This is a genomic window from Streptomyces hainanensis (assembly GCF_004348415.1).
Classification (GTDB): domain Bacteria; phylum Actinomycetota; class Actinomycetes; order Streptomycetales; family Streptomycetaceae; genus Streptomyces; species Streptomyces hainanensis.
This window is the reverse complement of the sequence record NZ_SMKI01000231.1, coordinates 1-12,244: the sequence shown is the minus strand read 5'-3', so window position 1 is coordinate 12,244 and position 12,244 is coordinate 1. Positions and strand designations below refer to the sequence as shown.

Sequence of the window (12,244 nt, the reverse complement as noted above, 5' to 3'; positions counted from 1 at the left end):
GCCCGCGGCGGGGGCGGCGTGCCCGGCCGCGGCGGGGTCCGCTCGCCCGAGGAGGCCGTCATGGTCGGCATGTTGTACGGCGTGCTCGACGGCTCGGCCGGCCCCGCCGTCGGGTCCTCGGCCGCCGGGCCGCCGAGCGCGAGCAGTCCGGCCGCCTCCTTGCCGAGCCGCGCGGTGAGCGCGGGCGGCAGCCACACCCCCTCCTCGCCGTTCGGGTCGACGTGCCGGGCCGCCTCGGCGGCGATCTCCAGCGGCGTCGGCCGCCGCGCCGGGTCCTTGTCCAGGCAGCGCTCGACGAGGTCGCGCAGCGGCCCGGCGAGACCGGTGAGGTCCGGCGGCTCGGCGATCACCCGGTGCATCAGGGTGTGCGCCGCCGAGTCGCGGTCGCCGAACGGGCCGTTGCCGGTGACCGCGTAGGCGAGCACCGCGCCGAGCCCGAACACGTCACTCGCCTCGGTCAGCCGCTCGCCGCGCACCTGCTCGGGCGCCATGTAGCCGGGCGAACCCACGGCGATCCCGGTCCTGGTGGCGATGCTGGCGTCGGCGGCCCGCGCGATGCCGAAGTCGATGACCCGCGGCCCCTCCAGCGTGATCAGCACGTTGGACGGCTTGAGGTCGCGGTGCATGACGCCCACGCCGTGGATCGCGCCGAGCGCGCTGGCCAGCCCCTCAGCGAGCCGCCACACGGTGAACTCGGGCAGCGGCCCGTGCAGTTCCTCCACCACCCGGGTCAGCGAGGGGCCCGGCACGAACCCGGTTGCCAGCCACGGCAGTTCGCCCTCGGTGTCCGAGTCGAGCACCGGCATCGTCCACTCGCCCGACACCCGCCGCGCGGCCGCGACCTCCTGCCGGAAGCGGCGGCGGAACTCGGGCTCGTGCGCCAGATGCGGATGGATCAGCTTGATCGCGACGGTCCGCCCGTCCGGCGTCCGGCCGAGGAACACCTGCCCCATCCCGCCGGTGCCGAGCCGGCCCAACACGCGGTACTCGCCCAGCGCGCGCGGATCTCCCGCGCCGAGCGGCCTCACCCGGCGCTCCCGGTCGGCCACGCCACGGAAAGGTCCACCAGTCTCGCCCCCTCGCGGTCCCGGCCCCGACGGCCGAGACGGTCACGGCGCTCATTGTCCCTCCACGCCGACGTGCCCCGTATCCCCGCCGCGTCACGGTATGGCGACGGAGCCCGCTCCCGGCACGAGACCTGTGCCCGGCCGCTCCCCCGGCCGGGCCGCGGAACGTGATAAACCGGGCAGCCATGGAACGCCTGCTGATCCGCCGCGCGCTGCTGATCGACACCGACCCGGCGGCCGTCGCCCTCCCGTCCCACGACCTGCTGGTCGAGGACGGCCGCGTCGCCGCCGTCGGCCAGGACCTGCCGGCCCACGACGCCGCGGAGGTGATCGACGGCACCGGGCTGATCGTCCTGCCAGGATTCGTCGACGCCCACCGGCACGTCTGGCAGGCCGCGCTCCGCGGCATCGCCACCGACGTCGACCTCGACGGCTACCTCCGGCTCGTGCTCGGCGAGATCGCGCCGCGCTACCGCCCGTCCGACGTGCACGTCGGCACCCTCGCCGGCGCCCTGGAGTGCCTGGCCTCCGGGATCACCACCGTGCAGGACCACTCCCACGTCCTGTTCACCCCCGACCACGCGGAGGCCGCCATCCTCGCGCTGCGCGGCTCCGGCATCCGGGCCGTACTCGCCCTGGGCCAACCGGTGTTCGGCGACGGCCTGACCGCCGACCAGATCCGCCGCGTCCACCGCGACCACTTCGCCCCCGCCCCCGACGACCTGATCACCCTGGCCCTCGGCCCGCTCGGCCCCTCCTACTCCCCGATGGAGGACGTCACCGACTCCTTCGCCCTCGCCGCCGAGCTCGGCCTCCGCGTGTTCAGCCACGTCGCCAGCGGCCCGGTCGCCGAACTCCCCGTCGCCGCCCTCCGGTCGGCCGGACTGCTCGGCCCGAACATCACGTTCGCGCACGGCAACTCGCTCCCCGACGAGGAGCTCGCCCTGATCGCCGAGGCCGGCGCGGCCATGGCGGTGTGCCCCGCCGTGGAGGCCCGGATGGGCTTCGGCCCGCCGCTCGCCGACCGGCTCCGCCGGCACGGCGTCACCGCCGGCCTCGGCGTCGACGTCGTCAGCGCCACCGCGGGCGACATGTTCTCGCTGATGCGCGCCATGCTGACCAGCGGCGGCCTCTCCCCCGCCGACGTCCTACGCCACGCGACGGCCGGTGGCGCCGCCGCCCTCGGCCTCGCCGACCGCGTCGGCTCCCTGGCCCCGGGCGCGGCCGCCGACCTGGTGTTCCTCCGCGCCACCGACACCAACCTGCTCGGCGGCCACCACGACCCCGTCGCCACCGTCGTCACGGCCGCCCACCCCGGCAACATCCAGGCCGTCCTGATCGCCGGCCAACGCGTCCCGCTGGAGACCCCGCCCGACCTCCCCGCCGCGCTGGCGGCCTCGGCCGCCCACGTGACGGCCGGCTAACCGGCGGTGGCCCGCGCCTGCCGGCACTCCTTCTCCACCCCGGCCTGGTAGAGGCAGACCCGCACCACCGGCGAACTCGCCGTGCCGGCCGGGGCGTCGACCGTGGTGCAGCGGTCGGCGAAGGCCGGGTCGGCGGCGGTCACCGCGGTGCCGTCGACGTAGGCCCTGACGCCCCAGCCGTCCGCGCGGTTGTCGCAGACGCGGAGTCGGACACCGGCGTCCGCGTAGGCCGTGACGTTGGCCCAGCCGGCGTTCTGGTCGGCGCCGGCGAGCACCGTGCCGGTGGTCGCGAGGGCCGGCTCGTGGACCGCGACGTCGACGACCACCGGGCGGTGGTCGGAGGCGGACGTGGTCACCGTCCTGGCGGCCGTCACGTCGAGGGCCGGGGTGGCGTGGACGTAGTCGATCCGCGCGTCGTCGCCGTTGCCCGGCAGGGTCACCGTGGCGGCGCCGGTGTTGGGGTTGAGCTGGGTCCAGGCGTCGAGCCAGCCGGGCGCCGCGAACCAGGGCCGGACGGCGTCGCCCGGCCGCACGTTGAGGTCGCCGGTGAGCAGCGCCGGCGTCCGCATGGTCGCCGCCGACGAGACGCGGTCCACCACGGCCCGCGCCTGCCGGGCCCGCCGCTCCGTCGCCTCCGCGCCCACGCCGGCGGAGAGGTGCGTCGTGTAGACCCGCACGTCCGTGCCGCCGACGTCGATCCGCACCCCGCCGAGGCTGCGTCGCACGGCGGTGGTGTCCGCCGGGTACTGCGGCAGCAGCGTGGTCAACCGCTCCCGGATCGGGTGGCGGCTGAGGATCAGGTTCCCCGCCGAGCCGCCGAACGCGTTGTCGTCGCTGCGGGCGAAGTGCGCCTGGTAGCCGGGGAGTTCGTCCAGCAGTCGCTGCCACTGGTTCTCGCCGCCGATCGCCGAGTTGTCGTGCAGCTCCTGCAACGTCACGACGTCCGGGTTCTGTTGCCGGATGACGGACACGATCCGGCCGAAGTCCGTGACGCCGTCCGTGCCCTGGCCGCCCTGCACGTTCCAGTCCAGCACCCGCAACGACACCGCGGCGGCCTCCGCCGCCCGCGCCTGGCTCGTCGCCACCATCGCCGACGCCGCCAGCAACACCAACGCCAGCGCGCCCATCACTCCACGTCGCCCAGTCACGGCCGCCAGGATGATGCTACGCGGGTAGCGCGTCAAGACGGCCCGGGCCGCCGTGTTTGAATCCCCAGGTGAACAGCGTGCCGGAGACTCGTCCCAGGACCGAAGACGACCTCGACGCGTGCGTGGAGGTGCTCGCCGAGGTCCACCACCGCGACGGCTACCCGGTGAACTGGCCCGACCGGCCCGCCGACTGGCTGTCCTCCGGCGCCCGACTCGGCGCCTGGGTCGCCGAGTTCGACGGCCGCGTCGCCGGGCACGTCGCCCTGTACGCGGCCGGCGAGGGCGACGTGGCTCCCACCCGGTGGCCGGAAGGACCCACGGCCGTGGTCAGCCGGCTGTTCGTCGCGCCCTGGGCCCGCGGCCACCGCCTCGGCGCCCTGCTGATCGGCCGCGCCGACGCCGAGGCCCGCCGCCGCGGCCTGCACCCCGTGCTGGACGTCGTGGCCACGGACACCGCCGCCGCCGCCCTCTACGAGCGGCTGGGCTGGCGCCTGCTGGCGACGGTCGAGCAGCGGTGGGGCCCGGAGCAGACCGTCACCATGCACTGCTACGCGGCGCCCCGCTAGGACCTGCCGCAAACCCCGTATACTCGTCTGCAAGTACTCGCCTACGAGTGGAGGGCTCCGTGGCCAAACGGCGCAAGGTGGGCAATCTGCTCGCGCTCGCGGTGCTCTCCACCGTCGCGCAGCGCCCGATGCACCCGTACGAGGTGATGTCGCTGCTCAGGGCCCGGGACAAGGACGCCGACATGGAGATCAAGCTGGGCTCCCTGTACACGGTCATGCGGAACCTGGCCAGGCACGGGTTCGTCGAGGTCGCGGGCACCACCCGGGAGGGGGCCCGCCCGGAGCGGACGGTCTACCGGATCACGGAGGCCGGGCGGGCCGAAATGGTCGACTGGGTCCGGGAGTTGGTGTCGACGCCGCAGCCGGAGCCGCGGCGGTTCAGGGCCGGCCTCTCGGTGCTCGCGGCGGTCGGCCCCGAGGAGGGCGCCGCCCTGCTGCGGCAACGGCTCGAACTGCTGGAGCGGGAGTGCGGCGCCCGCCGCGAGTCGCTGGCCCGCGACGTCCTGGCCGTGCCGCGCCTGTTCCTGGTCGAGGACGAGTACGAGCTCGCCGCCCACGAGGCGGAGGCGGCGTGGGTGCGCTCGCTCCTCGACGAGCTCACCTCGGGCACCTTCCCCGGCCTCGCCGAGTGGCGGCGCTGGAAGGCAACCGGCGAGATGTCCCCCGAGCTGGCCGAGTTGGCGGAACGGGGGCACGAGGAGTGACCAACGGGCCCGGCGGGGTGTTGCAGCACCGCCACCGGGCCCTTCGATCCCGAACCGGGACCCGCGCGAGGCGGATCCGGCCGCGAGATGGACACGCGCAACCATAGCCGGACTCCCCCGCCGGGACGGTTCACCGTGCCCGAGGGCACGGATCAGCCGGTCGGCGCCGTGACCTGCGGCCCGACCCGGATCCCAGGCAGGGGAGACAACGATGGAGAGAGCACGGAACGCGCTGGTCGTCGGCGGAGGTGTCGCCGGCCCCGTGACGGCGCTGGCCTTGCGCAGGGCGGGCATCGACGCGACCGTCTACGAGGCGTACCCGAGGTCCACCGAGGGCGTCGGCGGCACCCTCACGATGGCGCCCAACGGGCTGGCCGCGCTGGAGCTGGTCGGCGCGCGGGACGCGGTGGAGGCCGTCTCCCAACCGATCCCGTGGACGGCCATGTCGTTCGGCCGCCACTCGTTCGAGATTCCGCAGCTGGCCGACATGCCGCCGCAGCGGCAGATCCTCCGCGACGACCTGCACCGCGTGCTGGACGAGACCGCCGCCGCCCACGGCGTCCGCGTGGAGCGCGGCAGGCGGCTGGTCGGCGTCGAGGAGGGTGCGGACGGCGTCACGGCGCGGTTCGCCGACGGCAGCACGGCCACCGGCGACGTGCTCGTCGGCGCGGACGGCGTCCACTCCACGGTCCGCGGGCTGATCGACCCGGCGGCGCCGGGACCCGACTACACCGGGGTGCTGGGCTTCGAGGTCCTGGTGGACCGGCCGGTGTCGGGTGAACCCGGCGTGCTGCACTTCGCCTTCGGGCGGCGCGCCTTCCACCTCTACTGGAAGACCCTCGACGGCCGCACCCGTTGGGCCGCGAACCTGCCGCACGCCGAGCCGCTGCGGCTGACGGACGCGCGGGCGGTTCCCGCCGAGGAGTGGCTGGCGGTGCTGCGCGAGACCTACGGCGACGACGACCCCGCCGCCGACCTGCTCCGCCACGTCGACGCCGACCGGCTCCACGTCACCGGCGCGACCCACGTCATGCCGAGCGTGCCGCACTGGCACCGCGGGCGGCTGGTCCTGGTGGGCGACGCGGTGCACGCGCCGTCCAACAGCTCGGGGCAGGGCGCCTCGTTGGCCATCGAGAGCGGGATCGAACTGGCCCGCTGCCTCCGGGACCTGCCCGACCCGGGCGCCGCCTTCGCCGCCTACGAGCGCGCCCGTCGCCCGCGGGTCGAGGGGATCGCCGCCCGGGCGAGGCGGATCAACCAGGCGAAGGCGCCGGGGCCGTTGGCGCGGGCGGTGATGCCGCTGCTGATGCGGGTGCTGGTGAAGGTCGCGATGAACCCGGAGCGGAACCTGGGCCCGACGCACCGCTACCGCGTCGCCTGGGAGGAGTCCGCGGCGGACGTCGCGTAGCCGGGGTGGCGGCGGCTCACCGCGCCGCGCGCCCCAGGGCCTCGACGACGGGCCGGGCCACCGGGCTCGGGGACGCGGCGTCGAGGTCGAGCGGTCCCGTGGGGTGCAGCGGGGGCTGGGCCATGAACCGTGGGACCGTGCCGCGGTGCGGCTGGGCCGCGTGCACCAGGAACGGGTGGCAGAGGAACACGTCGCCGCTCCGCCCCGTCGCTGCGGCCTCGGGGCGGCCCTCGCTGGCGGCCACCGCGTCCCGGCACAGCGCGAACCACTCGCGCCCGTCGTCGCCGGCGTCCGCCAGCAGCGGCGGCACGTCCCGGTGCGAGCCGACCCTGATCCGCGTCGGCGCGTCGTCGGGACCCACGTCGGAGAAGAGGAACAGCATCAGCAGCGCCCGGCCGCGAGAGCGCAGGCTGAGCCGGTACTCGCCCGCCTCGCCGGCGAAGCTCGCCTCCACGTGCCAGCCGTCGTCGCCGGGCTCCGCGTCACTGGGGAAGCGCACCGGAAAGGTGCCGAGCCCGCCGGGCGCCCGCCACTTTCCGGGGCCCACCAGCTGGTCGAACGCCTCGTGCAGCACCGGGGTGTTGGCGGCGGCGCGGAAGGGCGGGGTGGCGAAGCCGCCCAGCCGGATCACCGGCTCCTTCCAGGTCGCGGGATCGCGCGGGTCGCAGCCGGTCGCCTCCCACAGCTCGGCCCGGCACCGGTCGACGACCTCGGCCGGCACGGCGCCGCCCACCCGGACGAAGCCGTGCGCCACGAACTCCTCGATCTCCGCTCGCGTCAGCATGCCGGCCAGTCTCACCGCGGCCGCGCGGGGCGACAATCGGATTTCCCTCCGGCACGCCGCACCACACCACACCGCACCGCGTCACGCGGCCGCCAGCACGGGGTAGTCGTTGTAGCCGGTCGCGCCGCCGACGTACATCAGCGGGCCCTGGCGGAGCGGGTTCAACGGGGCGCCGCGGCGGAGGCGTTCGACGAGGTCGGGGTTGGCGATGAAGGCACGGCCGAGGGCGATCACGTCGGCGCCGGCCGCCAGGAGCCGTTCGCCGGCCGCGCGGCCGCCGTCGGCGGGGAGTCCGCCGTCCGGGCCGAGGTCGGGGTTGGTCATCAGGACGCCGGCCCAGCGCCCGCGGAGGTCGCGGAGCAGCGGGTCGGCGGCGTCGGTGCGGACCACGTGCAGATAGCCGAGGTCCAGGCCGGCCAGCGCGTCGACCAGGGCCGGGTAGAGGGTGTCGGTGTCGCTCTCGGCGATGCCGTTGACGGTGTTCCGCGGGGAGATCCGCAGCCCCACCCGGTCCTGTCCCACGGCGTCGGCGACCGCCTCGACCACCTCCACGACGAACCGGACGCGGCCCGCGACGGTGGAGCCGTAGGCGTCGGCACGGTGGTTGGTGTTGGTGGCCAGGAACTGGTGCAGCAGGTGGCCGTTGGCGGCGTGCACCTCGACGCCCTCGAAGCCGGCGGCCACGGCGTTGCGCGCGGCGGCGGCGAAGTCGGCGACGTGGGCGCGGATGTCGTCCACGGTCATCTCCCGTGGCGTGACGGACGGTTGGCGGCCGGTCGGGGTGTGGATGGTCTCCGGCAGCGGGATCGGGGAGGGCGCGACGGGCACCAGGCCGCTGTTGTCCGGGTGGCCGACGCGGCCGCCGTGCTGGAGCTGGACGAACATCCGGCCGCCGGCGGCGCGCACCGCGTCGGTGACCCGGCGCCAGCCGGCGACCTGCGCCTCGGTGTACAGGCCGGGGATGTTGGGGTACGTCTGCCCGACGGCGTTGGGGGTGGTGGCCTCGGCGATGATCAACCCGGCGGCGGCACGCTGCGCGTAGTGGGCGGTCATCAGCTCGCTCGGCACCCCGTCGGCGCCGGCGCGGTTGCGGGTGAGCGGCGCCATGACCAGCCGGTTCGGCAGGGTCAGCGGGCCGAGGCGGGTGGGCTGGAAGAGGCGGGAGGATTCCGGGGAGCGCGTCATGCCGGTACGGTAGAACCTGACATCAGTGTCAGATTCAAGTGTGGATCCGGAGGTCGCCATGCGGATCGGGGAACTCGCGCGTCGCACCGGGGTGAGCGAGCGGTCGCTCCGCTACTACGAGCAGCAGGACCTGCTGCGGGCCGAGCGTACGCCAGGCGGCCACCGGGAGTTCGGCGACTGGGCGGTGGACCGGGTGATCCGGATCCAGGCGCTCTACGCGGCCGGGCTGTGCAGCGAGACGATCGCGCGGCTGCTGCCGTGCATGCGGGACGCGGACGGCGGCCTCTCGTCGATCGGCAACGAGAAGCTGGTCGCCGAGCTCGCCCAGGAACGCCGCCGGCTCGACGGCATGATCCGCGACCTGCTTCTCTCCCGCGACGTCCTCGACGAGGCCATCGAGACGGCCTCGGCCGGCCTCACCCGGCCGGCCGGCTGACCACCGCCCGCCCGCGCACCACCCGCCGCGCGAGAACCGAGGCCGCCAGACAGGCATGTGCCGCATGCTGACACGGCACCGAGGCACTCGGCCAGGACGCCCGGCATTCCGCCGGATGCCGGGCGTTCGCCCCGTCGGTCAGAGGAACTCGCTCTTGTAGAAGACGCTTGCCTCGAAGGAGTCCGGGGTGGTCGAGGTGTCCCTCGACGAGTAGCCGAAGGCGAGCCTGGGCGCTCCGTTCACCCGCCAGATGGCGATGCCCTGGGCCTCGCGCCCGCCGAGGGACTCGCCGGCGCTCGTGAGGTACTTCTCGACGTAGCTGTCCGCGGTGGCGTTCATGTCGAGGGTGACGAGGTAGGAGGAGCGGTTGGTGCCGCCGAAGAGGAGATAGGCGTAGCGGCCGCAGGCGGTGATGCCCTGGAACAGGTCGGCGTCGGTCAGGCCCAGTTCCTGGTTGGTCGGGATCGCCCGCTCGGTCAGGCGGGTGCCGTCGCCCAACCGCCCCGCCACGGCGTCGGCCTGGGAGAACAGGGCGAGGCGCCAGGGGCGGGAGCCACTCCCCGAGTGGTAGCGGAAGAGCATCCGGCCGTAGTGCGGGTCGAACGCCGGCCGCGGGCTGTGGGCGAAGGTGGAGACCGTGGGGGTTCGGTTCTGGATGGTGGGGGACGACGTGTTCAGTTCCGCTCCGTCGCTCCAGCGGAAGCGGGCGATCCGGGTACCGGCGTCGTTGACCGAGTGGCTTTCGATCCAGATGAACGGTGGGGTGCCCACCCCGGCGGACTCCACGCCCATCGACGAGCCGTGGCCGAAGCCGTGGATGGCCATCGTGCTCAGCACGGTGCCGGACAGGTCCGTCCTGCTCAGCCACAGGTCGCCGTTGTCGCCGCCCACCTTGTGCTGGGCGAAGTAGATCTGGCTGTTGACGCTGTCGAAGGCGAACGACTGCATCGCCCAGTAGGGCTGGTGGAGCGTCCGGCGCCAGACCGGGTTGCCGCCGTTCCCGTTCAGCTTGAACTTCGGCGTGTCGTCCACGTCCGCGTGCGCCGGACCCGCCGTGAGCAGCGAGCCGCCGCCGAGCACCACCGCCCCCGCGGCCAGCTTGACGCCACCGGTGAGCAGTCCTCTTCGGCTGTGCGCCGGACGGGCCGGACCCGCTAAGGAGTCAGTCACGTCGCCACCTCTCGATCGACAACACGTTCGAGCGGCGAATCTAGCAGTGGATCCGGCGAAGTTGACCAAGCCCGACATCGGTGTCGATCACGGGTGTCCCGCCGGGCCCCGCCGGGGAGACGGCGAACCGATCAGGCGGGGCCGGTCACGGCGGGGGGTGGAGGCCGTGGCGGGAATCGAACCCACGTAACTCGCTTTGCAGGCGAGCCCCTGAACCTCTCGGGCACACGGCCGGGCGCTTTCGCGTGATCACCACTCTCACCGCCGGACGGTGGCCGGGTCAACGGGGTCGGGTGATCCGCAACGGGAACGGCACGGGGGTACATGTGGCGTTCACGGAACGCCGGGTCACGGCCTGATGAGCAGCTGGAGTTCGAAGGTGTAGCGGGAGGCGCGGTAGAGGTGGGAGCCGTACTCGACGGCGCGGCCGGTGTCGTCGAAGGCGGTGCGCCGCATGCTCAGCAGCGGCGCGCCCGGCGGTTCGGCGAGCAGTTGCGCCTCGGCCGCCGTGGCCGCGCGGGCGCCGATGGACTGGTGGGCGCTGTGCAGGGCGGTGCCGGCGGCGCGCATCAGGCGGTAGAGGCCGGTGGCCTCCAGGTCGTCGCGGTCGAAGTCGTACAGCTCGCGCGGCAGGTAGTTGCGCATGTGGGCGATCGGCTCGCCGTGGGTGAGACGGAGGCGTTCGATGCGCTGGGTCTCGGCGCCCTCGGCGATTCCCAGCGCGGCCGCGACCTCGGCCGGGGCGGGGACGGTGGCCACGTCGAGGACCCGGGTGGCCGGCCGCTGGCCGGCCGCCTCCAGGTCCTCGTAGAGGCTGCTCAGCTCCAGCGGCCGCCGCACCTGGCTGTGCACCACCTGGGTGCCGACGCCGCGACGCCTGACCAGCAGCCCCTTGTCGACCAGGGCCTGGATGGCCTGGCGGACGGTGGGCCGGGAGAGGCCGAGCCGGCCCGCCAGGTCGATCTCGTTGCCGAGGCGGGTGCCGGGCAGCAGCTTCCCCTGCTCGATCGCCGCCTCCAGCTGCTGCGACAGCTGGAAGTACAGCGGCACGGGGCTGTTGCGGTCGATGCTGAACCTCAGGTCCACCGCGGTTCCCTCCTCGGTCTTCGGGTGCCGAATATACGGCCTCAGCTGTAGAAGGCCGGGCGGTTGATCATGTCAACGGCGACGCGCTGTCCGGTGCGTTGGGCCTCGACGCCGGCCTCGCAGGCGGCGGCGACGGCGTAGCCGTCCCAGGCGCTGGGCCCGGTGACCTCGCCGCGTCGGGTGGCGTCGACCCACGCCTGCACCTCGCGGTCGTAGGCGTCGGCGAACCGGGCCAGGTAGTCCTGCGCGATGCCGCCGCCCCACCGCCCGGCGGTGTTGGTGAGCAGGCCGTGCGCGTCCCCGATGCGGGCCGTGCCGCGTTCGCACACGGCCTCGGCCTGCACCTGGTAGCCGAAGCCGGCGGTGGCGAAGATCTCCACGTCGACGAGGACGCCGGCGTCGGTCTCGAACACGACGAGTTGCGGGTCGCCGATGCCGGGCGCGGCGAGTCGGCTCGGGGTGGGCCGCAGCACGGTGACGGCGGCGATCTCCTGGTCGAGCAGCCACCGGGCGGCGTCGAACTCGTGCGCCACCGAGTCGTTGATCAGCATGGGCTCGGTGAAGTAGGAGTGCACGGACACGTTGCGGTGCCGGCAGTGGAGGAGCAGCGTCCGGCCGAGCTCGCCGGCCGTCAACACGTCCTTGAGCTGGGCGTACTCGGTGTCGTAGCGGCGCATGTAGCCGACCTGGATCCGGCGGACGCCGTGCCGCTGCTCGGCGTCGAGCACGCGGAGGGCGCCGGCGGTGTCGGGGGTCATCGGCTTCTCGCACAGCACGGGCAGGCCACGGTCGAGAGCGGCGAGCAGCGTCTCCTCGTGGGCCGGCCCTGGCGAGGCGATCAGCACGGCCTCGACGCCGGGGGCGTCGAGGGCGGCGGTGGGGTCGGCGTGCGCGGCGCAGCCGTCGATGGCGGCGGCCAGGCCCTTGGCGCGGCCCTCGTCCGGATCGGCGACGGCCGCGACGCGGGCGCCGCTGACCACCTGGTCGACCCGACGGACATGGTCGGCCCCCATCGTCCCGGTACCGATGACGGCGACGCCGAGGGGGGTGGTGCGGTTGTTCATGTGCGCCCTTCTGTGTGTGTGGTGTGGAGGTCACGAGGTCTGCTGCGAACGTACGCGCTCACCCCCGGCAGCGGGGCGAAGCCCTCGGCCGCCCCCGGCCGAGGGGAACCGGGGCGAAGCCCCCGGCCCCGACCCGGGCCGCCCTGGGACCCGAGACCGGACCCCGGAAACCGAGGCCCCCCCGCGACCGCAGCCCCGGAGG

General features: G+C 74.5%; 12 protein-coding genes and 1 tRNA gene. 5 read left to right on the top strand and 8 right to left on the bottom strand.

Going from position 1 to position 12,244, the window contains the following annotated elements:
• On the bottom strand, window positions 1-1,049 hold a 1,049-nt coding region (locus E1283_RS20960; RefSeq protein ID WP_243744987.1), incomplete at its 3' end, for a serine/threonine-protein kinase.
• A gap of 203 nt (window positions 1,050-1,252) precedes the next feature.
• Here E1283_RS20960 and E1283_RS20955 point away from each other — a divergent pair.
• A complete protein-coding gene (locus E1283_RS20955; RefSeq protein WP_132819644.1) occupies window positions 1,253-2,491 on the top strand; it encodes an amidohydrolase family protein in 1,239 nt (412 codons plus the stop codon).
• Here the strand turns inward: E1283_RS20955 and E1283_RS20950 are convergent.
• Window positions 2,488-3,639 carry an endonuclease/exonuclease/phosphatase family protein gene (locus E1283_RS20950; RefSeq protein ID WP_132819643.1) on the bottom strand — a complete coding sequence of 384 codons (1,152 nt, stop codon included), beginning with the start codon at window positions 3,637-3,639 and terminating at the stop codon, window positions 2,488-2,490. The genes E1283_RS20955 and E1283_RS20950 overlap by 4 nt on opposite strands.
• Before the next feature lie 77 nt (window positions 3,640-3,716).
• Between E1283_RS20950 and E1283_RS20945 the strand changes: the two genes are divergently transcribed.
• From E1283_RS20945 to E1283_RS20935, 3 genes are all read left to right on the top strand, one after another.
• Window positions 3,717-4,205 (top strand): GNAT family N-acetyltransferase, encoded by a 489-nt coding sequence (locus E1283_RS20945; RefSeq protein WP_243744986.1) that lies wholly within the window; start codon window positions 3,717-3,719, stop codon window positions 4,203-4,205.
• A 59-nt stretch (window positions 4,206-4,264) separates the two neighbouring features.
• A complete protein-coding gene (locus E1283_RS20940) occupies window positions 4,265-4,909 on the top strand; it encodes a PadR family transcriptional regulator (RefSeq protein ID WP_132819642.1) in 645 nt (214 codons plus the stop codon).
• Window positions 4,910-5,120: 211 nt separating this feature from the next.
• Window positions 5,121-6,317 (top strand): FAD-dependent monooxygenase, encoded by a 1,197-nt coding sequence (locus tag E1283_RS20935; protein ID WP_132819641.1) that lies wholly within the window; start codon window positions 5,121-5,123, stop codon window positions 6,315-6,317.
• A gap of 16 nt (window positions 6,318-6,333) precedes the next feature.
• On the opposite strand, the gene E1283_RS20930 is transcribed toward E1283_RS20935, so the two are convergent.
• Window positions 6,334-7,101, bottom strand: coding sequence for a phytanoyl-CoA dioxygenase family protein (locus tag E1283_RS20930; RefSeq protein WP_132819640.1), 768 nt, complete (start codon window positions 7,099-7,101; stop codon window positions 6,334-6,336).
• An 81-nt stretch (window positions 7,102-7,182) separates the two neighbouring features.
• Window positions 7,183-8,286 carry an alkene reductase gene (locus tag E1283_RS20925; RefSeq protein WP_132819639.1) on the bottom strand — a complete coding sequence of 368 codons (1,104 nt, stop codon included), beginning with the start codon at window positions 8,284-8,286 and terminating at the stop codon, window positions 7,183-7,185.
• A 58-nt stretch (window positions 8,287-8,344) separates the two neighbouring features.
• Between E1283_RS20925 and E1283_RS20920 the strand changes: the two genes are divergently transcribed.
• Window positions 8,345-8,722: a MerR family transcriptional regulator gene (locus E1283_RS20920; protein ID WP_132819646.1), complete on the top strand. Its 378-nt coding sequence runs from the start codon at window positions 8,345-8,347 to the stop codon at window positions 8,720-8,722.
• A gap of 138 nt (window positions 8,723-8,860) precedes the next feature.
• On the opposite strand, the gene E1283_RS20915 is transcribed toward E1283_RS20920, so the two are convergent.
• From E1283_RS20915 to E1283_RS20900, 4 genes are all read right to left on the bottom strand, one after another.
• Window positions 8,861-9,892 (bottom strand): phage baseplate protein, encoded by a 1,032-nt coding sequence (locus E1283_RS20915; RefSeq protein WP_243744985.1) that lies wholly within the window; start codon window positions 9,890-9,892, stop codon window positions 8,861-8,863.
• Between the two features lie 158 nt (window positions 9,893-10,050).
• A tRNA-Cys gene (locus E1283_RS20910) sits at window positions 10,051-10,125 on the bottom strand.
• 115 nt (window positions 10,126-10,240) lie between these two features.
• Entirely contained in the window at window positions 10,241-10,978 is a 738-nt protein-coding gene (locus tag E1283_RS20905) for a GntR family transcriptional regulator (RefSeq protein WP_132819638.1), read from the bottom strand.
• Between the two features lie 41 nt (window positions 10,979-11,019).
• Window positions 11,020-12,042 (bottom strand): Gfo/Idh/MocA family protein, encoded by a 1,023-nt coding sequence (locus E1283_RS20900; RefSeq protein WP_132819637.1) that lies wholly within the window; start codon window positions 12,040-12,042, stop codon window positions 11,020-11,022.
• Window positions 12,043-12,244 lie beyond the last annotated feature (202 nt).

Bases quoted from the DNA above. Each gene is read 5' to 3' on its own strand.
- E1283_RS20955 (WP_132819644.1), top strand. From the start codon at position 1,253: ATGGAACGCCTGCTGATCCGCCGCGCGCTGCTGATCGACACCGACCCG.
- E1283_RS20935 (WP_132819641.1), top strand. From the start codon at position 5,121: ATGGAGAGAGCACGGAACGCGCTGGTCGTCGGCGGAGGTGTCGCCGGC.
- E1283_RS20930 (WP_132819640.1), bottom strand. From the start codon at position 7,101: ATGCTGACGCGAGCGGAGATCGAGGAGTTCGTGGCGCACGGCTTCGTC.
- E1283_RS20925 (WP_132819639.1), bottom strand. From the start codon at position 8,286: ATGACGCGCTCCCCGGAATCCTCCCGCCTCTTCCAGCCCACCCGCCTC.
- E1283_RS20920 (WP_132819646.1), top strand. From the start codon at position 8,345: ATGCGGATCGGGGAACTCGCGCGTCGCACCGGGGTGAGCGAGCGGTCG.
- E1283_RS20900 (WP_132819637.1), bottom strand. From the start codon at position 12,042: ATGAACAACCGCACCACCCCCCTCGGCGTCGCCGTCATCGGTACCGGG.